This is a genomic window from Heliomarina sp., from assembly GCF_052826185.1.
This window is the reverse complement of sequence record NZ_JBRBUI010000017.1, coordinates 23,259-45,464: the sequence shown is the minus strand read 5'-3', so window position 1 is coordinate 45,464 and position 22,206 is coordinate 23,259. Positions and strand designations below refer to the sequence as shown.

General features: G+C 59.5%; 22 protein-coding genes. 5 read left to right on the top strand and 17 right to left on the bottom strand.

The window, feature by feature from the left end:
- Positions 1–117 precede the first annotated feature (117 nt).
- Both ACU0FH_RS05545 and ACU0FH_RS05540 read left to right on the top strand, forming a co-directional pair.
- A complete protein-coding gene (locus tag ACU0FH_RS05545) occupies positions 118–1,308 on the top strand; it encodes a TAXI family TRAP transporter solute-binding subunit (protein ID WP_446193722.1) in 1,191 nt (396 codons plus the stop codon).
- 77 nt (positions 1,309–1,385) lie between these two features.
- A complete protein-coding gene (locus ACU0FH_RS05540; protein WP_238372492.1) occupies positions 1,386–3,323 on the top strand; it encodes a TRAP transporter permease in 1,938 nt (645 codons plus the stop codon).
- A 7-nt stretch (positions 3,324–3,330) separates the two neighbouring features.
- On the opposite strand, the gene ACU0FH_RS05535 is transcribed toward ACU0FH_RS05540, so the two are convergent.
- Together ACU0FH_RS05535 and ACU0FH_RS05530 are read right to left on the bottom strand one after the other, a co-directional pair.
- The gene (locus ACU0FH_RS05535) at positions 3,331–4,008 is read right to left on the bottom strand and encodes a TetR/AcrR family transcriptional regulator (RefSeq protein ID WP_446193721.1); all 678 of its coding nucleotides are present in this window, start codon (positions 4,006–4,008) and stop codon (positions 3,331–3,333) included.
- Positions 4,009–4,190: 182 nt separating this feature from the next.
- Positions 4,191–4,940: an HpcH/HpaI aldolase family protein gene (locus ACU0FH_RS05530; RefSeq protein WP_446193720.1), complete on the bottom strand. Its 750-nt coding sequence runs from the start codon at positions 4,938–4,940 to the stop codon at positions 4,191–4,193.
- A gap of 210 nt (positions 4,941–5,150) precedes the next feature.
- On the opposite strand from ACU0FH_RS05530, the gene ACU0FH_RS05525 reads away from it, so the two are divergent.
- The 3 genes from ACU0FH_RS05525 (at position 5,151) to ACU0FH_RS05515 (ending at position 7,917) form a co-directional block, all read left to right on the top strand.
- Positions 5,151–5,723 carry a sigma-70 family RNA polymerase sigma factor gene (locus tag ACU0FH_RS05525; RefSeq protein WP_446193719.1) on the top strand — a complete coding sequence of 191 codons (573 nt, stop codon included), beginning with the start codon at positions 5,151–5,153 and terminating at the stop codon, positions 5,721–5,723.
- Complete coding sequence (locus tag ACU0FH_RS05520; protein WP_446193718.1) at positions 5,720–6,427, top strand: anti-sigma factor; 708 nt, start codon at positions 5,720–5,722, stop codon at positions 6,425–6,427. Before ACU0FH_RS05525 ends, ACU0FH_RS05520 begins: the two co-directional genes overlap by 4 nt.
- A gap of 386 nt (positions 6,428–6,813) precedes the next feature.
- Entirely contained in the window at positions 6,814–7,917 is a 1,104-nt protein-coding gene (locus ACU0FH_RS05515) for an ATP-binding protein (RefSeq protein WP_446193717.1), read from the top strand.
- Positions 7,918–7,959: 42 nt separating this feature from the next.
- Here the strand turns inward: ACU0FH_RS05515 and ACU0FH_RS05510 are convergent, their stop codons facing one another.
- The 15 genes from ACU0FH_RS05510 to ACU0FH_RS05440 form a co-directional block, all read right to left on the bottom strand.
- Positions 7,960–9,150 carry an MFS transporter gene (locus ACU0FH_RS05510; RefSeq protein ID WP_446193716.1) on the bottom strand — a complete coding sequence of 397 codons (1,191 nt, stop codon included), beginning with the start codon at positions 9,148–9,150 and terminating at the stop codon, positions 7,960–7,962.
- Between the two features lie 4 nt (positions 9,151–9,154).
- Complete coding sequence (locus tag ACU0FH_RS05505) at positions 9,155–10,204, bottom strand: permease (RefSeq protein ID WP_446193715.1); 1,050 nt, start codon at positions 10,202–10,204, stop codon at positions 9,155–9,157.
- Between the two features lie 55 nt (positions 10,205–10,259).
- The gene (locus ACU0FH_RS05500; protein ID WP_446193714.1) at positions 10,260–10,577 is read right to left on the bottom strand and encodes an ArsR/SmtB family transcription factor; all 318 of its coding nucleotides are present in this window, start codon (positions 10,575–10,577) and stop codon (positions 10,260–10,262) included.
- Positions 10,578–10,641: 64 nt separating this feature from the next.
- Positions 10,642–11,649, bottom strand: a complete 1,008-nt coding sequence (gene arsB / locus ACU0FH_RS05495; RefSeq protein WP_446193713.1) for an ACR3 family arsenite efflux transporter — start codon at positions 11,647–11,649, stop codon at positions 10,642–10,644.
- Entirely contained in the window at positions 11,646–12,923 is a 1,278-nt protein-coding gene (arsJ, locus tag ACU0FH_RS05490) for an organoarsenical effux MFS transporter ArsJ (protein WP_446193712.1), read from the bottom strand. Before arsJ ends, arsB begins: the two co-directional genes overlap by 4 nt.
- Positions 12,920–13,918, bottom strand: a complete 999-nt coding sequence (locus tag ACU0FH_RS05485) for an ArsJ-associated glyceraldehyde-3-phosphate dehydrogenase (protein ID WP_446193711.1) — start codon at positions 13,916–13,918, stop codon at positions 12,920–12,922. Before ACU0FH_RS05485 ends, arsJ begins: the two co-directional genes overlap by 4 nt.
- Complete coding sequence (locus ACU0FH_RS05480; protein WP_446193710.1) at positions 13,915–14,754, bottom strand: arsenate reductase/protein-tyrosine-phosphatase family protein; 840 nt, start codon at positions 14,752–14,754, stop codon at positions 13,915–13,917. The genes ACU0FH_RS05485 and ACU0FH_RS05480 overlap by 4 nt, the downstream gene beginning before the upstream one ends.
- A gap of 186 nt (positions 14,755–14,940) precedes the next feature.
- The gene (locus ACU0FH_RS05475; protein ID WP_446193709.1) at positions 14,941–15,513 is read right to left on the bottom strand and encodes a hypothetical protein; all 573 of its coding nucleotides are present in this window, start codon (positions 15,511–15,513) and stop codon (positions 14,941–14,943) included.
- Positions 15,514–15,918, bottom strand: coding sequence for a hypothetical protein (locus tag ACU0FH_RS05470; protein ID WP_446193708.1), 405 nt, complete (start codon positions 15,916–15,918; stop codon positions 15,514–15,516). It lies immediately after the preceding gene.
- Positions 15,919–16,229: 311 nt separating this feature from the next.
- Positions 16,230–17,327, bottom strand: coding sequence for an NAD(P)/FAD-dependent oxidoreductase (locus ACU0FH_RS05465; RefSeq protein WP_446193707.1), 1,098 nt, complete (start codon positions 17,325–17,327; stop codon positions 16,230–16,232).
- Positions 17,324–18,349, bottom strand: coding sequence for a histone deacetylase family protein (locus tag ACU0FH_RS05460; protein WP_446193706.1), 1,026 nt, complete (start codon positions 18,347–18,349; stop codon positions 17,324–17,326). Before ACU0FH_RS05460 ends, ACU0FH_RS05465 begins: the two co-directional genes overlap by 4 nt.
- Positions 18,346–18,822, bottom strand: coding sequence for an N-acetyltransferase family protein (locus ACU0FH_RS05455; protein ID WP_446193705.1), 477 nt, complete (start codon positions 18,820–18,822; stop codon positions 18,346–18,348). Before ACU0FH_RS05455 ends, ACU0FH_RS05460 begins: the two co-directional genes overlap by 4 nt.
- Positions 18,816–19,748: a 3-keto-5-aminohexanoate cleavage protein gene (locus ACU0FH_RS05450; protein WP_446193704.1), complete on the bottom strand. Its 933-nt coding sequence runs from the start codon at positions 19,746–19,748 to the stop codon at positions 18,816–18,818. Before ACU0FH_RS05450 ends, ACU0FH_RS05455 begins: the two co-directional genes overlap by 7 nt.
- Positions 19,749–19,751: 3 nt before the next feature.
- Positions 19,752–21,089 carry an aminotransferase family protein gene (locus ACU0FH_RS05445; RefSeq protein WP_446193703.1) on the bottom strand — a complete coding sequence of 446 codons (1,338 nt, stop codon included), beginning with the start codon at positions 21,087–21,089 and terminating at the stop codon, positions 19,752–19,754.
- Position 21,090: 1 nt separating this feature from the next.
- Positions 21,091–22,167, bottom strand: coding sequence for an ABC transporter ATP-binding protein (locus tag ACU0FH_RS05440; protein WP_446193702.1), 1,077 nt, complete (start codon positions 22,165–22,167; stop codon positions 21,091–21,093).
- Positions 22,168–22,206: the final 39 nt, after the last annotated feature.

Below are 22,206 nucleotides of genomic sequence, written 5' to 3'. Positions count from 1 at the left end.
TCGGTTACCGATCTGCGGGTCCGGGCGTTCCCTGCTGACAATTATTAGCGACACCGGATCGGGGCATTCTCCGAACCGGCGCGACAGATCACGACAAACGATCCTTGGGAGGAAATTATGAAGAATGTTACGTCTTTGGCGTCCGGCGCGGTTACCGCGCTGGTCTTGTCACTTGGGCTGGCAGGCGGTGCGGCGGCAGAGGATTTCGAGTGGCCGCGCTTGCTTGTCATCGGGACACCGGGCACGTCGAGCGGCAGTTTTGCGTCGACAAACGGCTGGGGGCCGATCCTGCAAAAGGAAACCGGCACCACCGTCCGCATCGTTCCCGAAGACAGTGAAACCCAGCGCTATCGCCGCCTGACCGATCGGGAAGATATCGCGATCTCATCGGTTTCCGCGTCTGAAATGCGCTACCAAATCCAAGGCATCGACGGCTATTCGCAGACCAAGCCAGTGGCCCAGCGCATCCTATGGCATCACAACGACACGCCGTGGGGCTATGTCGTGGCGGGCGACTCGCCGATCAAGAGCGTGCAGGACATCAAGAACGGTGGCGTGCGCATCACGCAGGGCGTATTTTCGCCCCCGATGGTTTCGGCCGTCACGGTCGGTCTTCCGGCCATGCTGGGCATGAGTGAAGACGAGGTCTCGGAGAAGATCGAATTCGTTCCGGCGTCGTCCTATGCTGAAAACTGCCGCTCGGTGGTCGAAGGCAAATCCGACATCGCATATTGCTCGCCGATCAGCTCGGTCCTGTCGGAAATGGAAGGCGCGCCGGGTAGCATCCGCTGGCTGGACCTCGACCCGGCGGACAAGGAGGGCTGGAACGCCTATCTCGCCGAACGTCCAATGCTGATCCCCGCCGAGATCGAGATGGGCGTCAAGACCGCGCGCGGCGTGAACGGGGCGACGTCCAACTTCGTCTACAGCGTGCCGGCCACCACGGACGTGGATTTCGCCTATAACATGGCGAAGTGGTTCCATGAATCCTTTGACGCCTACAAGGGCACGCACCCGCTGGCCACACGCATGTCGATGGACCAGTTCCGCAAGTACCTGAACCGCACCCCGCTGCCGGTCCACGAGGGCACGGTGAAATACCTGCGCGAAATCGGCCAGTGGAGCGATGAGGACGATACTTGGAACAACAAGGCCATCGAGACCATGGACGCCTGGATCAGTGCCCGTCAGGAAGCGTTGAAAGCGGCGCAGGAACAAGGGATCGAAATCAACTTCGAGGACCAGGAGTTCCTTGATCTCATGAAGGAGAAGACCGCCGGCGTGGAGAATTTCCAGTCGCGGCTTTGACAGGCTGATTAAAGGCGGGGCGGCGCTGGTCGCCCCGCGTTTTTGCCGTTTTCATCTTTAACCTATCGGGCCGGTACATGTCTGACAGCATCTCATCCCCTTCCACTGAGGACACTGCGACCCAATCCTCGGATTTCACCCGCCTCGGCGGGACTTATTCACTCTGGAGCCTCGTCTTTGTCGCGCTTGTCGCCATAGGGATCGGCACGGGTGTCGCCTATGCCTTTGGGCTACCGATACTGGGCAAGCGCCTGCTCGAAGGGCAGTATTACTGGGTCTTTATCGGCATTTTCTCGGCCTGCGCCTTTATCGCGATCCCCGCGCATCGCAACCAGACCAAGGTGCCATTCTACGACGTGATCGCGGCTGTGGTGATCCTTGCCATCAGCCTCTATTTCTCGACCCACGCCTGGGACATGGTGCAGGCGGGATGGACGAATATCCCGCTGGGTATCGTGATCTGGGCCCTGATGCTGGAAATGGCCCGCCGGTCCGGCGGCATCCCCTTCCTGATGGTCGTGTTCTTCCTTGGGCTTTACCCGCTGGTCGCGGATTACTTCCCCGGCCTGCTGATGGGCATACCCTATAGTTTCGACCGGCTGATGGAAGCCCATGTCTTTCGCGCCGAAGGCATGATGGGCATCACCACCAAGATCGTGGCCGAGATCGTGCTGGGCTTTCTGGTCTTTGCCGGTGTTCTGATCGCCACCGGGGCGGGCGAGTTTTTCATCAATCTTGCGAATGCTGGTTTCGGCAAGTATCGCGGTGGCCCTGCCAAGGTGTCCATCGTCGCCTCGGCCTTTTTCGGATCGCTCTCGGGGTCGATCTTTTCCAATATCGCCGGGACAGGGTCGATCACCATTCCGACGATGAAAAAGGTTGGCTATCCACCGCATTACGCGGGCGCCATCGAGGCCTGCGCCTCGACCGGCGGGGTGGTAATGCCGCCGGTGATGGGCGCGATTGCCTTTGTCATGGCGATCACTATCGGCGTCGATTACGCAACCGTCATGATCGCGGCGATCCTGCCCTCGCTGCTGTTCTATTTCGGGCTGATCCTTCAGGTCGATGCCTATGCCGCGCGCAAGGGGCTGGACGGGGTTGTCGACCCGGATCAGCCGTCGGCATGGCAGGTGCTGCTCAAGGGCTGGCCCTTCATGTCGGTGCTGGTCTTCCTTGTCTGGGGCCTGCTTTACATGCGCTGGGAATATTACGCGCCGTGGTACGCCTGTATCCTCATGGTCGCCTTGAGCTTTCTGCGCCGCGACACGCGGATGACCCCGCAGCGGCTGATCGAGACCGTGCGCCAGATCGGGCTACTGGTGACGCAGACCACCGCGATCATCCTGCCCATTGCCTATGTGGTCAGCGCGCTGACCATTACCGGCGTTACCGGCTCTGTGACCTCGGGACTGATCGCGCTGGGCGGCGACAACGTGTTCCTCATCATCGCATTGGGAGTCGTAGCCTGTTTCATCATGGGCATGGCCGGTCTTGCCATCGTCGCCTATATCTTCCTTGCGGTGACGCTGGCCCCGGCCATCATCGAGATCGGCGGGCTGAACACTGTCGCGGTGCACTTCTTCATCATCTATTACGCGATGCTGTCAGCGATCACGCCACCGGTCGGCGCGGCGGCCTTCCTTGCAGCGACCATCGCCGGGGCGAAACCAATGCGGACCTCTTTCACCGCGATGCGTCTTGGGGTGGTGATCTACTTCGTGCCGCTGTTCTTCCTGTTCCAGCCTGCGCTGGTGCTTCAAGGGGATCTGACACCACTGATCTACGTGCTGCCGTCGATCATCATCGGGATCATGCTGCTGTCGGGCGGGCTGGAAGGATACCTGCTGGGGATCGGTCACGTGCGCCCTGCCCTGCGTCTGCCGCTGGCGGCGGCAGGGTTCGCGTTCAGCTTCCCAGGGTTGATGACAACCCTGATCGGCGGCGCGATTTCCGCGCTGCTCGTCGGGTTGATCATCGCGGATAACAAGAAAAGGAACGTCCCCGCCGAATAGGGGGCGTTCAGCGCGGGCCGGTCTCTGCGATCAGCTCGCGCACCATCGCCGCCGCACCGACGGCCACGGTACGGATCACGGTTTCCTCGGGAATGTCACGGCTTAGCCAGTCCCGCATCGGCGCATAAACCGACAGGAAAAGCAAAACATTGGCGAGAACCTCAAGCTCGGCATCGTCCAATTCCCTGCCCGAGCGTCGACGCAACTGGTCCGCGATGTCCTTGATCAGCGCGAGTTCGCGAATTCGCATCGCATGGCGATCCTCGCTTAACAGGTGCGGCACCGAGCGATAGGCCAGCAAAGCGCCGTTGCGCTTTTTGCTCCATGTTTCCCGAAAATAGCCGACAAAGACCTCTTCAAGCGGAATGCTGGTATCTTCGAGGATTTCCGGCAGTGTCTTTACATCCTGTCGGAACCAGACCTGATTCAGCAGGCGGCGCAGGATATCGTTCTTGTTGGCGATATAATCGTAGATGCTGGCCTGATTGACCCCCGAGCGAGCGCAGATGTCGCGGATCGTGGTCGAGGCAAATCCTTTTTCGAGGAACAGCTCAAGCGCCGCATCACAAATCTGTTCGCGCCGGGACTGGACCAACGCCTTGTCCTGCACATTTGTTATCTCGGCTTCTTCCAGCAATTGCTGACGCACAGTATCGAGCCGCTTTATTCCTTGTCCGCCTTGCAAGCAGCCACTCCCCGAGCCGATCCACCCTCGCAAGGCTACCGCCCGGATCGGGTCCAGACAACCGGCAAACGCGCCATAAGAGACAGTTGGTAAATACAAAAAGCCGGTTTGCCCGTGCTTGCGACACGAGACTCGCGGTTAACCAAATTTGTTAGTGTTTTCGACGGATCTGAGCCCGCGATTTACGGCGCGACCAACCCTTTGCGCAGGGCTGTCAAATCAAGGTTGCGCGAAACGAAAAGCGCGCCTGCTTCGATGGCGTCTTCATAGAGTTCCGGGTCGAGCGTCAGGATGCCAGGCGGCTTGCCAGCCGAGCGGATACGGCGGATCGCGTCGATCACGGCCTTCCGGACGTCGGGGTGCGACGGCTCTCCGGGATGGCCGAGCGAGGCGGCAAGGTCGGCGGGGCCGACAAAGATCGCATCGATTCCGGGCACAGCGGCGATGGCCTCGATTTGGTCCAGCGCTTCCTGCGTTTCGACCTGCACGATAAGACAGATTTCTTCGCGGGCCTTGCGGTGGTATCCGGCGATCTTGCCGAACCGGGAAGCGCGGGTGCTGCCGGAGACGCCCCTGATCCCGGACGGCGGGTAATCGACCGAAGCAGCAGCAAGCGCGGCTTCTTCAGCATTCTGAACATAGGGGACAAGGATCGTCTGCGCGCCGAGATCCAGCAGTTTCTTGATCTCGGCCGGGTTCAGCGAACCTGGGCGCACGATGGGGGTAACCGGGTATGGGGCGACTGCTTGCAGGAGGGGCAGCACGCCAATCGGATCCAGCGGCGAATGTTCCGTGTCGAACATCATCCAGTCGAACCCGCAATCCGCCATCATTTCCGCCGCGAGGCTGTCGCTCATCGTGCACCAGACTCCGTGCTGAAGCTGCCCATCGCGCAGCGCGGATTTGAAACGATTCACAGGCAGTTCGGACATGAGGGCCTCACTTTTCAAAGGGTCGCCTCCGGCTTCTATCGGAGACGGGGGAGCAAGTCCGCTGAAAAAAACCCGGCTTTAGCGCAGACCGCAATCAGGCGAGATTTCAACACCTTGCGCAGGGAAATGGAAATCACGAAATTCTCATGCATGCGGTGGGGTAGCCGTGCTAGGGTTCGGGTCAGCGTAAAGATATGGGGGGAGGCCGGCGTGGATACGGGTACGGCGAGCGGCGGAACAGAAAACGCACAGAAAGGTGCGGACCTCGTGGAGCTTTTGCGCGGATGCAGCAGGGGCGATCGGACCGCGCTCAAGGCCCTGTACGATGCCGAAGCCAGCCGCATGACCGGCGTCGCGATGCGTATTCTTTTCAACCGCGATCAGGCCGAGGATGCGGTTCAGGACGCTTTTATCCAGATATGGCGGAAAGCGTCGCGCTATGACGTGGCGCTCGGCTCGCCCCGGGCGTGGATGTACACGATCGTCCGGTATCGCGCGATAGACATCCTGCGGGCACGCGGCAGGGAACAGGTGACGGAACCGGAAGATCTCGACAAGCTGCGCGAGGATGCGGTGGATCTTTCTTTTCGTCGGCTCGACAAGAATGGTATTCTCTACCACTGCCTGAAAGCGTTGGAAAATGACCGGCGCTATGCGGTTCTGCTGATTTATGTGACCGGGCTGACGCAGGAGGAAGTCGCGGGCAAGCTGGGCCGACCGCTTGGCACAATCAAGAGCTGGCTCAGACGCGGATTGCAATCATTGAAGGCGTGCCTGTCATGACCCGCGCAGAGCTGCTGAACCTGTTCGGACAGGATGACGATGAATTCCGGGCCGAGGCCGAAGCCACGCTCGCCCCGACCACTGCCGCCGCGCGCAAGCAGGCCGAAGAGATCGCGGGCGAACGCGAAAAGTTTCATGAACTTGATCTGACCGCCGAGTCCGTTCCGCTGCGCCCCGAGGCATGGGCGCGGATTGAGGAAGCGCTGGATGAGCCGGAACCGGAGACAGGGTCCAATGTGGTCCGGATTGACCGAACGAAATCTGCCGATGCACAGGCAACGCGCTGGCGGCCAACGGCGCTGCTGGCGACCGCGGCCGCGCTGGTTCTTGCCATGGGGCTTGCCTGGCAGCTGATCCAGGCGAAACCGCCGACGATGGTTGCCATCCTCGTGGATGACACGGGCGAGTCGATTGCCATAATCGAAGCGTTCAGCGACACCCGGTTGCAGGTGACTCCGCTCGCGCCCATCACGCCGGAAAACGCGCAGGTTCTGGAACTCTGGACCCAACCCGACCCGGACGGCCCGCCGGTGTCTATCGCAGTTATGGAACAGGGCGCACGGACTATGCTGTCGGCGCAGGACCTGCCGCAGCTTCGTTCCGACCAATTCTTTGCCATTTCGGTTGAACCGGAGGGCGGATCGCCGACCGGACTTCCGACCGGACCAGTTATCGGTCAGGGGCTTGCGCAGCCGGCCTATTGAGGCGTTGGTCAGAGACATTAAGAGCCTAAATTGATCGCCCCGCGTGAGTTGACAAATCAATTGTGCGGCTATCGCGCCACAGCATTGTGTCCAGAAAGCAAAATCCCAACAGAAACAGTTGGTTGTATCCCCTGGGAGAGATAAAAGATTATTAAATCAGATACCTAAGTGAAGGCCGATCCAACGGTCGCAGACGATTTCGTCAAGAGACGCAGGCAGCAGCATGAGACCATTTGCATCCCGATACCGATCATTCAGGCTCCGACGTTTCCGAGGAAGCCTCGGATGAACCGTCTCGCTTGCTCCGTGCCTGTCGGAGTTTTGACTGCGCCGGTGCCGCCCTTCTCGAACGGTATCGTCATAAATGCCGAGGGGGTTCTCAAGTAATGCAAGCCACTGACCAGACTCAGCAGAAGACTTTCGAAGAGGCCAAGTACAATCAAGCCGTTCTCGACACCGTGGCGGACGGCATCGTCTGTATCGACGCGCGCGGAACAATCCGAACCTTCAACAAGGCGTCGGCAGAGATATTCGGCTATACGGCGGAAGAGGTCCTTGGCCAGAAGATCAACATGCTAATGCCAAGATCATATGCCGAACGCCATGACGAGTATCTTGAGAACTATGCAAAAACCCGTGAGCCAAAGCTGATGAACAGCAGGCCCGAGGTGGAAGGCAAGCGGAAATCCGGAGAGATTTTCCCTATGGAAGTCGCCCTGACCGAAGTCGCCTATAATGACGAGATGATTTTTGTGGGCGTGGTGCGGGACATCACCGAGCGCAAGCGGATCGAGCAATTGAAATCCGAGTTTATCGCAACGGTCAGTCACGAGTTACGCACCCCGCTTACCTCGATCTCTGCCCCGCTTGCCCTGATCCACAGCGGCAAGCTTGGCGCGCTGCCCCAGATGGTGTCGAGCACCACCGAAATCGCGATGCGTAACTGCGAGCGCCTGACGTCGCTGATCAACGACCTGCTTGATTTCGAAAAGACATCATCGGGCCGGGCCAAGTTCAACATGCAGCTTTACCGGATCGAAGAGCTGATCAGTCAGGTTCTGCAGGAAAACTTCACGATGTCCGAAGATTTTCCGATCCGGCTCAACCTGCCGCAGGAGACGGCGGACGAGCGCATTCTGGTCGACAAGGAACGGCTGCTCCAGATCCTAGGGAACTTCGTATCTAACGCGGTGAAATTTTCGGACGATGAGAAATCGGTCGAGCTTTACGCGGAACGCAAGACAGACTCTGTGCGGATATCGGTTGTCGACCGGGGCATTGGCATTCCCGAGGAATTCCACGACAGGATTTTCCAGCGGTTCTCGCAGGTGGACGGATCGACCACGCGGAAAAAGGGCGGCACCGGCCTTGGCCTTGCGATCAGCAAGGAGCTGGCAAAAAGCATGGGGGGCGAGATCGGCTTTTCCTCGAATGAGGGACAGGGTTCAACCTTTTGGGTAGAATTCCCGCAGGAACGCCGACCGTCCTGAGATACCGACCACCTGTATCCTAGGGCCAAAGCATGGGTATTTTCAGTCGCGCGGAATGACTCGCCAAAGGGCGAAAACCACCACACCATTGGAAACTGCTAGTAAGGCAATGAGGCGCAGGGTCAACTCCGGACTGGCCGCGCTTATCAGCCAGGCGCCGAGCATCGGCGCCGCTGCGGCGGCAATGAGCGAAGGCCGCGCCAGCTGTCCGATGATCGCCGGGTAACGGTCGACGCCGAATACCGCGAGCGGTAGCGCCCCGCGTGCAATCGAAAACAGCCCGTTGCCTCCGCCAAAGAGGATCAGCGCCATTCCGGCCCAGTCCAGGCCCGACGCGAGCAGGAGGACGCCGGCTCCAATGCCCACCGCTGACGCGATCATGGTCCAGATCGGGTGATGCCGCCCGCCGCCGAGCATTTCGAGAACTCTCGCGGCAACCTGTGACGGACCGATCAGCGTTCCCAAGCCGACAGCTGCGGCCAGCGCATAGCCCTGCGCCTGCAGAAAGGTGAACAGCCATGTGGCGATGTTGACCGCGATCAGCCCGTTCAAAACAAGCAGGACGCCCATAAGGATAAAGACAGTTTTTTCCTGCCCCAGCAGCTTGGCTTTTTTTGTTTTGTCGGTGCTCGTCTCGGCCAGGCGTTTCTGTTCTGCCGGGAGGACGATCAGGACCAGAGGCAGGGTCAGGCAGATATGGATGATCGCATAGGCACCCGCAACACCGCGCCAGCCCCATGTTTCCAGCATCACCGTCGAAAGAGGCCAACAGACGGTGCTGGCGAAACCTCCCCAGAGTGTCAGCATGGTGATCGCGCCTCTCGCATCCGCTCCGTATAAGCGGCCCAGCGACGCAAAGGCCGGATCGTAGAGACCGGCCGCCATGCCTACGCCCAGCAACAGCCAACCGAGCCAGAACAGCCAGAGATGCGGGGCCATCGAGATCACCGAGAGGCCGAGCGCGATCAGTATGCAACCGATGGCAAGAACAGGACGCCCGCCGTGGTGGCTTATCGCCCGCCCAACGGTGGGCGAGGCAAGCCCCGCGAGGAGCATCCCCGCCGAGAGCGCCGCCGTGATCCCGGACAGCGGCCAGCCCGTGTCAGCGGCAATCGGTGCGGCAAGCACCGCCATCAGGTAGTAGGTGCTGCCCCAGGTAAAGATCATCACCACGCCCAGCGCGGAGATCACGGCCCCTTTCGAGGCCTGCGTTGGTCGGGCGATGTCGACCATGATTTCAGGCAAGCGACCAGAAGTGGAAGAGCAATCCGGCGGCGAAGGCCCCCGAAAGGGAGAGAGCGATATAGAGGGCGAACACCGGCGGGCGTGCCAGTGCCCAGACGGCAAGCGCCGCCGGGATCGAGGTAACTCCGCCAGCGACAAGGAAGGCGAGACCGGCACCGGGCGACATGCCCTGCTCGATCAACCCGCCGACAAGCGGCAGCGCCGCGTAGCCGTTCAGATAGGCGGGCACGCCGATAAGCGTCGCAATGGCAATCGGCTGAATGCCTGTCCCGCCAAGCGAGGCCGTGATCGTTTCAGCGGGCACCCATGCCAGCATGAGGCTTTCCAGCAGGAAGGCGAGGAACAGCCACTTGGCAAGGAACATCGTCGTGGACCAAGCAGTACGCGCGAATGTAGCCCGTCGTGCCGGATCGGTCCAGAACTTCCAGACCACCGGTTTTGGCGCGCGGATCTTTGCCCCGCCGCAGCCGCCGTTGCTGACACCTTCGCGCAGGGGATTCTGTATCGCGCCACTTTTCGACAGGAGATGAACGGAGATGCCACCGAACAGGCCCAGACCGATGGCAGCGAGCGTCTTGGCGAGGGCGAATTCCATATCCAGCACACCAGCCGTCAGGAAAAACATGGAGGGGTCCATGATCGGTGAGGCCAGCCAAAAGGCCATGACGGCCGACAGCGGTACGCCCATCGCCAGAAGTGCCGCGATAAGGGGGATGACACCGCAGGAGCAGAAGGGAGAAAGCCCGCCTGCAAGCGCGCCTAACCCAATCATCAACAGTGGTGCGCCGACAAAAGCCTTTGCGATGAGGTTATCAGCACCGGTCGCTCCGGCCCATGCGGCGATCGCGATGGAAAGCAGCAAGTAAGGAGCCGTATGCAGCAGCGCTGCAACGGCAAAACCGGTGCTTTCGGCTGCCTGCTGAGAGTCGAAAATGGTCAGCAAAACCACGATAGCGAAAGAGGCCAGCCAGACGCGGTGATCCCTCCACAGGGTGCGAAGCCAGATACGCGGGCCGTTCGGGGAAATCGTCACATCGGTCATCGCCATTCCTCCGGCTTGACTGGTTGTCTGGATAGGGCGTGCATATCGGGGCGCGTCATGCCGCGTCCTCATCCCGCCGGATGGAAACACCGGTACAGCATTCCGAGGTCAGGAAATCGAGCACCGCCTGTACGGCAGCATAATCCGCCATGTTGTAGACCTCCCTGCCATGCTTTTGCTGGCTGACCAGCCCGGTATCGACAAGGGTGGACAGGTGATGAGCGAGGGTCGAGGCGGCGATGTTCAGATGTTCTCCGATATCGCCGACGCGAAGGCCTTCCCTGCCCGCCTTGACGAGCAAGCGGAAAATCGAAAGCCGGACATCGTGTCCGAGGGCGGCAAGGGCGCGGGCGTGGGGGCTGCTAATGGTCATACAATCAAAATAACTATAAAACTAGTTTTGTAAAGATGATTCTCTTGAGCGCCCCCAAGTGACTTCAAGCGAAACGATCACGCGTGCGGTTTGCGAAGGCGACCAGCGACAGCATAACGGGCACCTCGACGAGCACGCCGACCACCGTCGCCAGCGCCGCGCCCGAGTTGAGGCCAAACAGGCTTATCGCGACGGCGACGGCCAGTTCAAAGAAGTTGGACGTGCCGATCAGCGCGCAGGGCGCGGCGATCCGGTGCGGCACTTTCATGGCGAAAGCTGCCGCATAGGCGAGTGCGAAGATGCCGTAGGACTGGATCAGAATCGGCACGGCGATCAACAGGATCACCTGCGGCCGGTCGAGAATGACCTGCCCCTGCAGGCCGAACAGGATCACCACCGTCGCGATCAGGCCGATGACGGACAGGGGTTTGACACGATCGCGAAACGCCTCGATCCGGGCGGGCGTGCCAAGCCTCTTGCGGGTCCAGATCCCGGCGACAAGGGGCAGCGCGACAAAGAGCAGAACCGACAGGACGAGCGTTTCCCATGGCACCGTGATCTCTGCCACGCACAGCAGGAAGGCGACGATGGGCGCAAAGGCGAAGACCATCACGAGATCGTTCACCGACACCTGCAAAAGCGTGTAATTCTCGTCGCCCTTGGTGAGCTGCGACCAGACAAAGACCATCGCCGTGCAGGGCGCGGCGCCAAGCAGGATCAGACCGGCAATATATTGCTGCGCATCCTGCGGATCGATCATATCGGCAAAGACGAATTCGAAAAAGAAAACACCAAGCGCCGCCATCGTGAACGGTTTGATCAGCCAGTTGACCGCCAGCGTGATGGCGATACCCTTGGGTTGACGGGCGACATCGCGGAGAGAGGCGGGATCGACACCGATCATCATCGGGTAGACCATCGCCCAGATAAGCACCGCGACGACGAGGTTGACGCTGGCGATTTCCGCACCGGCGATCAGACCGACCAGCCCCGGCGACAGGCTGCCCAGCGCGATGCCCGCAATTATTGCCAGAGCCACCCAGAGGCTCAGGTAGCGTTCAAAAATGCTCATGCCTTGATAACCGTTTCTTCCGTTTCCTGCAGGCGGCCTGCGGTGAGGGCCGACAATCCGACCATGACAGCCGCCGTGCCAAGCGTCAGACCAAGGCCACCGATCTGGTAGGTTGCTCCGGAGAGCACGGTGCCAGCCAGCCGCCCGGCCGCATTTGCCATGTAGTAGAACCCGACATCCATTGTCACCCGCTCGGCCTTGGTAAAGGCAAGGATCAGGTAGGAATGGAGCGACGAGTTGACGGCGAAAATTGCACCAAACACGAGCAGTCCGATGACAAGCGTGATCGTCAGCCAGTCGCTGGGACCGGGGGAAAGCAGTACGGCAATCGACAGCAGAAGCGGCACCACGAACAGCAGGGCGGCCCAGTCCCGTGCCGACCGGATCAATTCGCCCTCGGGGCGGATGCCCGCCTGCAGGATGCGTGGCGCAAACGCCTGAACACCGCCGTAAAGGATGATCCAGAGCGCCATGAAGGTGCCGATCATGAAGAACGCGGCCCGGTTCCCCTCTTCGGAACCGTCTGACAGCACAGCATAGAAGTAAATCGGGATGCCAACCACGAACCAGACGTCACGCGCGCCGAACAGAAACACCCGCGCCGCCGAGAGCCAGTTCACATTGGCGGATTTTGAGAAGACCTCGGAAAATTTCGCGCCCTTGCGGCCCTTGGGCAGACCGGGGGGCATAACGAAGAAGAGCGCGACGAGGATTACGGCGAGCACCGCCGCCATGACCAGTACAGCCCAGAGAAATCCAAGGGTGCCCAACATGGCCGCGCCAAGCAGGAAACCGACACCTTTCACCGCGTTCTTGGACCCGGTCAGCACCGCGACCCAGCGAAAAAGACCGCCTTTTTCGTCCGGGGCCAGCAGCTTGACCGCGGACTTCGAGGACATCTTGGCCAAGTCCTTGGCCACGCCAGAAAGACCCTGCACCGCCATCACGAAGACCACCGAAGCGGCCATCGTCCATGAGGGGTCAAGCTGCGTCAGCGCGATCAGGGCCACGATCTGCAATCCCAGCCCGACATAGAGCGTCGAGGTCAGACCAAAACGGGCGGCGACCCAGCCGGCGGCAAGGTTCGTGACCATCCCGGCGATCTCGTAGAGCACAAAGAGATAGGCAAGCTGGACTGGGCTGAACCCCAGCGTATGGAAATGCAAAAGCACCAGCATACGGAGCGCGCCATCGGTCAGCATGAAAGCCCAATAGGCGGCGGTAACGGCCACATAGGCAGAGAGCGCCTGCCCTCTTGCGTCAGCAGATATCAAAGCGAGTCCCCGACCATGCAGGCCACGTCGACCAGCCTGTGCGCATAGCCCATCTCATTGTCATACCAAGCAAATATCTTAACCTGCGTCCCGTTGACCACCATCGTCGATGGCGCATCCACAATGGAGGATCGCGTGTCATTGGTGTAATCGGCCGACACCAGCGGGCGTTCTTCATACCCGAGGATGCCAGAGAGCGGGGCATCGGCGGCTGCCTTGAAGAACGCGTTGACCTCTTCGACTGTGGTCTCGCGTTCGACCTCGAAAACGCAATCGGTGAGCGAGGCATTGAGCAGCGGGACCCGGACCGCATGGCCGTTCAGACGACCGTTCAGCTCCGGATAGATCAGCGTGATGGCGGTCGCGCTCCCCGTCGTTGTGGGGATCAACGAATTCAGCGCCGAACGCGCGCGCCGCAGATCCTTTGCCGGGCGGTCCACGATAGTCTGGGTGTTGGTCACGTCATGGATCGTCGTCATCGACCCGTGCCGAATACCAAGGGATTCATGAATAACCTTCACCACTGGCGCGAGGCAGTTAGTGGTGCACGACGCCGCCGTCACGATGCGGTGACGTTCGGGTTGGTAGACATCATCATTCACACCAAAGACGATATTGGCCGCATCTCCATCTTTAACCGGGGCGGAAACCACGACCTTTTTAACACCCGCCTCGAAATATGGGGCAAGCTTGGCCTCGGTCTTGAAGACGCCGGTGCAATCTATGACCACATCGACGCCTTCGAGCGGCAGATCGCCAAGATCCTTCTTGCCAATGAACGGCAGGCTCACGCCGTCCACCGTTATGCTGTCGTCATCGTAACTGAAACCCGCCTGCCATCGCCCGTGTACAGTGTCGAACTCCAGCAGATGCGCATGCATGGCCGGATCGCCGACCGCATCATTGATCCACGCGATTTTTGCGCCCCTGTCGAGCAGAGGCTTTAGGATCAGCTTGCCAATTCGGCCCAGTCCGTTCAACGCATACACCGTCATGCGGGCTCTCCGGATGTGGTCTGCGCGATATCGTCTACCGCGCGCTGCAGTGAGATCCTGTCGAGCGATTCGATTGGCAGGGCGGCAAAAGCGTCAACGCGCCTGAGCAGCTTGCCGTAGGCCTGCTGGAAGGCGAGGCTTTTCTCGGCGGGCGTTCCGGTCGCCTTGACCGGGTCAACCATGCCCCAATGCGCGCTGACAGGCTGACCGGACCACGCCGGACATTCCTCGTTTGCGGCCTGGTTACAGACGGTGAATACGAAATCGAACTCGGGCGCGTCCGGCCGCTGAAATTCAGAAATATTCTTGGCGCGCAGGGCCGAGGTGTCATGGCCTTTCTGCTTCAACACCTCAAGCGCGAAAGGGTTGAGTTCCAACCGCGGTCTGGTACCGGCGGAATAGACGTTGAAACGATCACCGGCAGTTTCGCGCAGCAGGGTTTCCGCGAAAATCGAACGCGCTGCATTGCCCGTACAGATGAAGAGGACGTTGAATTTACGATCAGACATGATGGTGTCTCCTAGATCGAGGTTCAGGGGTGAGCAGAGTTCTGGACGGCCACGACAGCAATCCAGCAGCAGGTATTCGAAAGTCTGTCGTAGTGCTGTCATCTCGACAGCGTAACGCAGCGATGTGCCAACCCTTTCCTGCGTCACCAGCCCTGCCTGCATCAGCGAGGCAAGATAGGCGGAAAGCGTCGATGGTTTGAGATCAAGCGCGTCGGCCAGCTCTCCGGCCGGAACGCGGTCGGGAAACCGCCGGACCAAAAGCCGGAAGATTGCCAGCCTTTGCGGATGTCCAAGTGTCGAGAGGCGGAGGGTTACTTCTTTTTCCATATTTCATGAATATACGAAATATCGAGTTTCGCAAGTCTGCAGCGGGCTGTTAAAAGCCTCTGTCAGCAAACGGGATGCAAAGTTAAAGGACGAGCGCCTGATCGTCGAACCGTAGTCGACGGCAGCCGTCAAGTTCAAGATTTTGCGGAGATGCGTTAAGGATTTCGCTCGGTTTCAGGCGGCTCGCTATCGCCAGGGCCGAAGCCGTATCCAACGGAAAAAGAACATCAGGACAAAGGTGGTGACAATAAGCCCGATCAGGTCACCGATTGCATAGGTCATGACGACCGCGAAAACTCTTTCGGGAAGGATCAGACCGGCGAACACGAGAGATTGCCCGATTGAGTTGATAACGGATGCGAGCATTCCGACGAGCAGCAGCCATTTCCAGTGAATTCGGAGTTTGCGCCCAGCATAAAGGTTGTACCCCAGAAGCCTCAACAGTTCGAAAGCCAGGACGGCCGAGGACGCACCTACGACAAGCGACACTAGGATCACCGGATCGGTAACTCTGCTTACATCGGCTGGGGTGAACAGCAGTTCGGCCAAGAACGCTCCGAAGAATAATGGGAGGAACGCCATTCTTCCCGCGAGCCAGGTCGAGAGCACCCTCACCCCGTGTGGAAGATATACCAGACTGGCGAATGCCGTGATTTCGGGAATGAACCTCGACTGGAGTGGCGTGATCAGCATCGCAGTCAGCCCATGAGCAAGGACATATGCGACAACGATGACGAACCAGTTCTGAAGTACCGGCACCTAGAACCCGTTTGCTTTCCTGCCTGAATCGGACCCGTTTGATCGCTTTTTCAGCGCGCTGCGGATGTCAAAATCGGTGCCAAAACCGCCACCGACGAGATCATCGCGGACAACGTAGGATCGAGCCTTGGTTTGCGCCGCGCGTTCCAGAAGGCCAAGACCAAGAAGGGTCCCAATCGCGCGGTAGAAAGTCGCCTGCGCGACCGATTGAAGGAGCTTGTGATGGCGGATCTGGTCTGAACTAATCACATCGCCCGGTTTGTCACACAGACTATGTGCCGCAAGCAAAACGTCCCTTTCAATACGGGTCAGGTCATCGAAGCCGATGTCCTTTTCAAGCTGGCGCAACATTTCCCGTAATTCAAAAATAGATTTCAACTTATCCATGCCCGCATCCTTCATCATTTTCGAGGCTCGCGTCAATGGCGGGCGACCGGCTCGGTTATCGACCAATTTATCATTATGATAAATTCTTGGCCTACACGTTTGGACGTGGTATTCTTCAATTGACGTCGTTCCGTGAGTGGTGTCGCGTCTTTATTTAAAATTGCTTCTACCTTGGCGACTACCATCGCCAAGGTAATTTTTTTGCAGATAGCGCTTCTCTTGCCGATGGCAAGAAAAATCGGCTACTAGTTGAAGAATGATTGAGTAGGGACGATCTGCCCCTAAGTCATACAGCAGCCGATTAAGCAACTGAATTATCATTGGAAATTTCAGTGAAAGCGCGAGGGCGACAGCGCTGCCATCGTCTCTGCCGAAAAAGGGTTCGTATCATTCGTGCAGAGTTTTTCTGTCAATTGGGCCAATGCGGGCGCAGTCTGCACGCCATATCCGCCCTGCCCCGCGAGCCAGAAAAAACCCGGTGCGACGGGATCGAATCCCACGACCGGCGTTCGATCCGCTGCAAAGGTCCGCAGGCCCGCCCATGCGTTTTCGACTCGGGTGACGGGCACTGTTACCATCTGTTCATAGCGGTGAAGGCCTTCGGCAAGCACCATGTCATCTACCCATGCGTCATGGGCGACGACCTGATCTTCATCGGCCGGGCTGACCATCAGTTTGCCTCCGGTCGGCTTGGCATACCAGCGCTCTGACGCAGATGCGAACAACGGCCAGCTTGCCGGATTAAACCCTTCGGGCGCAGGAAGAATGGCTGCCGACCGCCGCATCGGCGTCAGATCAATATCGGCGGCCTCTGCCATTGCACCGACATGGCTGGCCCAGGCACCGGCGGCGTTCACGACGATTGGGGCCTTGTAGCTTCCAGATTCGGTTTCGACTGACCATGTCCCGTCCTTCTGCAGGATACTTGTCACCCTGCTGCCGCTTTCCGTCCGGCCGCCGCGCGTTTTGAAAAGCCGCAGGAATCCGGCAAGCATCCGGTCCACGTCAATGTCCTGAGCATCCCATTCGATGGCGGCGGCGTTAATCTTGTCTTGCCGGAGGATCGGTACAAGATCGACGGCCTGTTGCGGGCTCAGCAGCTCCAACCCCGTAGCCCCGGACGCATACTCCGCGAGGTTTTCCAGTTCATCCTCGGCGGCGACAAGCATTTCCCCACGTGGGGTGAGCAGGCTGGTCTCTCCGATCTCATCAGGCGTCTCGAAAAAAGACGCCGAGGCCGCGTTCAGCTGGCGCAGGGTCGCGTTGCCATAGTTACGGATAAAGATCGCGGCTGACCGCCCGGTCGAGTGATAGCCGAACTGCTTTTCCGCCTCGAGCAGGATAACCGACATATGCTTGGCCAACTGGGCGGCGGCGCTGACTCCTGCGATCCCGCCGCCAATGACAATGGCCTCTGCCCCTGTCACAGCGCCTCCTGAAACCCAGTAAGGGTCCGGGTCAGGTTGATACCAAGACTGTCGGAGATATAGCCGCCCTCCTGCACGAACAGGATTGGCAGACCTGTTTTGGCAAAGGCCGCGCCGATCCGGGCGAAACCGTCCTGCGTGACGGCGAGCCCTTGGAACGGGTCATCGATCGCGGCATCCAATCCGAGGGCAACCACGACCACATCGGCACCAAAACTATGGACCCGGGCAAGAGCCGTATCGAGCGTTTTCATGAAACCATCATCCGGTGTCTGGCGCGGCAGCGGCAGGTTAAGGTTATAGCCCAGTCCACGCCCCTCTCCGCGTTCATGCGCGTGCCCCCAGAAGAACGGGTAGAACCGGGCTGGGTCGGCATGAATGGACACGGTCAGCACGTCATCGCGGTCGTAGAATATTCCCTGAGTCCCGTTTCCGTGGTGAACGTCGACATCGACGATGGCTGGCCGCAGGCCTGCCGCACGCAAACGTTCTGCCGCAATTCCGGAGTTATTCAGGAAACAAAACCCACCGGCCAGATCGCCAAAAGCGTGGTGCCCCGGCGGACGCGAGAGGGCATAGACCCCGCGTTCGCCCTTGCAGATCAGATCCGCGCCCGTGATCGCACTCTGCGCCGACCAATAAGCGGCATCCCATGTGCCGGAGGAGATGGGGCAGGCGGTATCGGCCTGATGATAGCCAGCCTGCCCGACAGCCGACTCCGGGTAGCTGTCGGTTCGATTGCCCGGATGGATGTTCGGAATGACTTCCTCGCCCGCGCCTTCGATGCGCTGCCAGCGGGTGTAGATGCTCTCTAGAAAACCGAGGTACTCCGCCGAATGCAGCGCGGCGATCGGACCCAGCCCGGCATCCTCCGGCGTGATAAAATCGCATTCTGCCTTTGACGCGCCTTCGTGCAGAATTTCGATCCGGCGCGGTTGCTCCGGGTTGGGCTTGATCGCGCCATTGGCCATAAAATGCTTGGGATCATGACCCCATTGACGTTCATCAAAAACAGCCTTCATTCTCTTCCTTTCAGCGCCGTGCAACCGGCTTCATCCAACATCATCTTGGTTTGTTCATCGCTCGGTCGAAAGCCGAGGCGTTCGTAGAATTGACGTGCATCAAGGTTGGAATTGTACACGTCCAGCTTCATGAATTTCGCGTTCCACACCTGTTTGCCGTCCCGAAGCGCGGCGGCGAGCAGGCCCTTGCCCACGCCTTTTCCACGCACAGACGGCGCAGTCCACAGGTCCGAAACGTAAATCCCGGCGCTGCCGAAAACGGTCGAGACATAAGGCGAAAAGAGCGCGACGCCGACGACTTCGTCTTCGGTTTCGGCAAGGGTGGCACGACAGACAGGGTTCGCGCCCCAGCCAAGCTCGCGAAGAGCCGTCACGCTGGCCCGGTGGGTATCGCCCAGCTCAGCCGACAGGTTTGAAAGCGCCTCGTTAAGCGCCTCCGCGTCTTCGATCGTCGCATTCCGGTAGCTCAGCATTGCATCACCACCCTGTCGGCGCCCTTCAGACCAAGCATCTGACGCGCCTCGTCTGGCGTCGCTACGCTGCGCCCGAGATCCTCGACAATGCGCCTGATCTTAAGCACCTGTTCGGCGTTGCTGCTGGCAAGCTGTCCGCGTTCGATCATCAAGCTGTCTTCAAGTCCGACCCGCACATGTCCGCCCATGGCGGCTGCCATCGCGGCAAAGGGCATCTGGTGGCGACCCGCAGCCAAAACGGAAAACATGTAGTCATCGCCAAAGAGCTTGTCTGCCATCCGCTTCATATGGCTGAGGTTCTCAGGATCTGCCCCCATGCCACCCAGCACGCCAAAGACGAACTGAATGAAAAAGGGCGGCTCGATCAGGCCGCGATCTGCGAAATGGCGCAGCATGTAGAGATGCCCGACATCATAGCATTCAAACTCGAACCGGGCCCCGCGTTCCGCCCCCAGTTCGGTCAGGATCTGCGTTATGTCGCGTGGCGTGTTCTTGAAAACGAGATCATCCGAGCCTTCGAGAAACGGCCTTTCCCAAGTATACTTCCATTCGGATATGCGTTTCACAGCCGGGTAAAGGGCGAAATTCATCGTCCCCATGTTAAGCGAGCACATCTCGGGCGCGATCTGTCGTGGGGCGGCAAGCCTTTGGTCCAGCGTCATCACTGCACTGCCGCCGGTCGAGATATTGAGAACCGCATCTGTCGCGTTCCGGATCGACGGCAGATAGGACATGAAATCGGCGACGCCTGAAGAAGGCTGACCGGTTTCCGGGTCGCGGGCGTGTAGGTGGAGGATCGATGCCCCCGCCTTTGCCGCGTCGACCGCCTGCCGAGCGATCTCATCCGGTTTGAACGGCAGATAGGGCGACATTGACGGGGTATGAATCGAACCCGTAACCGCGCAGGTGATGAGGATTTTGGACATTCTTCAGAAGGCTCCCGCCGCGCCGTGTAGCTCGTGGACGAACTGTTCCAGCGAGCCATCGAGCCCTTCGATGATTTCGTCGAGATGTCCGTCATTCAGGATGAGCGGCGGGCAGACGAGGATATGGTCGCCCTCGTACCCGTCATGGGTTCGGCGGGAATAGACGATCAAACCCCGTTCGTAGGCGATATCGACGAAACGCTGATAGGCATTCAGATGACGCGGCAAGGGCGTCTTCGCATCCCTGTCGGACATGAATTCAAAAGCAGTTAGAAGCCCCTTGCCACGAACATCTCCGATGATCTCGTGTTTTTGCTTCAACGCCTGCAAGCGGGTCATGAGCTTTTCCCCCATTCGTGCCGCGTTGTCACAGAGACCTTGGTTTCGGATTTCACCAACGACGGCCAGCCCCGCAGCACAGGCAAGCGGGTTGCCCGCATAGGTGAAGCCATGGGCAAAACCGCCCGCGTCCAGAACCGGTTCTACCAGACGCTCATCCACGATCATCGCGCCCAGCGGCACATAGCCCGAGCCGATCCCCTTGGACATCACAACGATATCCGGGCGGGTTCCCCAATGTTCGCACCCAAGGAAAGTCCCGGTCCGCCCCGCACCGGTCATGACCTCGTCCATGATCAGGAGCACGTCGTAACGGTCACAGATCTCGCGTATGCGCTCCATATAGCCCTTGGGTGGTACAAGCGCGCCGGTCGAAGCACCGCCGACCGGTTCGACGATAAAGGCCAGAACGGTCTCGGGACCTTCGGCAAAGATCTGTTCTTCGAGCATGTCGGCATAATGGTGGCCGGTCGCCTCATCATCTACATCCAACCCGTCGAGATAGGCCCGTGGCGCGGGAACTTTCGGCATGATGCGCATCATAGGCTTGAAGGGGTCAGTCAGGGCGGCATAGCCTGTCACCCCGAGTGCACCTAGGGTGCAGCCATGATAACTTGGCTGGCGCGAGATTACCTTCCAGCGACTGCCCTGCCCGGTTGCCAAGGCGTGCTGTCGCGCCATCTTGAGCGCGCTTTCGACGGCTTCGGAACCGCCCGAGACAAAGAACACCCGCGTCAGATGCTCGGGCATCAGTTCGACCAAGGACGCGGCCAGTTTTTCCGAGGCCTCGGTTTCGAAATGCAGGCGGTAGCCAAAGGTGGATTTTTCCATCTGCCGCCGCATTGCCGCCAGCACATTGCTGTTGGAATGGCCAATGTTGCAAACCATCGCGCCGGAAGACCCGTCAAGGTAACGCTTGCCGTCCGTGTCCCACATATAGACGCCGCGCGCCTGATCCAGCATGGGTTTCCGGCCACGGCCCTGATAAAAGAGGTTGCTCATCTCAAGCTCCGGGTAATGCGGCGCAGTCCTTGGCGCGGAAGGCTGCTGTGACCTCCGTGCCCTCCGGGAATGGTCGCTCGTCGATCAGGTTGATCGCCTGCAACTGGGTATCGGCCATCCGGATGAAATAGCGAACAGTCTGCCCTTGGTAATCCACGGTTTCGACAGTCGCGGGTGCAGTGATCATACCCGTTGTATCGGCACCGGGGGACAGCAAAGTCAGCTTTTCCGACCTGAGAACGAGTTTCGCGGGGCCATTGTCCAGACCCGAAGCCTTGCTTGCGGGCACGGGAACCGTACCAAAGAGAGGTGTTTCGACCGCAACATCACTGCCGCTCTTCCCGAGACATGTGCCTTGGAGGATGTTCGATGCGCCAAGGAAATTTGCGACGAATTCGCTGGCGGGCGCGTTATAGACCTCTTCGGGGGTGCCGACCTGCTCGATGCGTCCCGCACTCATCACGACGATCTTGTCTGACATAGCGAGCGCTTCGGACTGGTCATGTGTCACGAAAACCGTCGTCACCCCGATCTTCGATTGAATGCGCTTCAACTCGACCCGCATGTCTTCGCGCAGGTTCGCATCCAGCGCGGAAAGCGGTTCATCCAGCAAAAGCACGTCCGGTTCGATGACAATGGCGCGCGCCAGCGCGATGCGCTGCTGCTGCCCACCGGAAAGCGCCTTGGGATACCGGTCGCCGACGTCCGGCAATTGCACGAGGTCGAGCGCCGCCTGTACCCGGCTAGCGACCTCGGACTTCGGCACATCGCGGTATTTTAGGCCGAAGGCTACGTTTTCGGCGACTGTCTTATGGGGAAACAGGGCGTAATTCTGGAACACGATACCAAGATTGCGCTTGTGGATCGGGATATCGTTGACACGTTTGCCACCGATCTGGATTTCGCCCTCGGTCGGGTCAAGCAACCCGGCGATCATCCGTAGATTGGTAGTTTTGCCGCAGCCCGACGGCCCCAGCAGGGTGACGAAGTCGCCCTCGGGAATTTCGAGATTGGCCTGATGGACCGCCGTGAAGGTGCCGAACCGCTTCACGATATTCTTGAGGGTGACAGAACTCACGTGGATGATCTCCGAATGGAAGTGCCCCTTCCCTTGCGG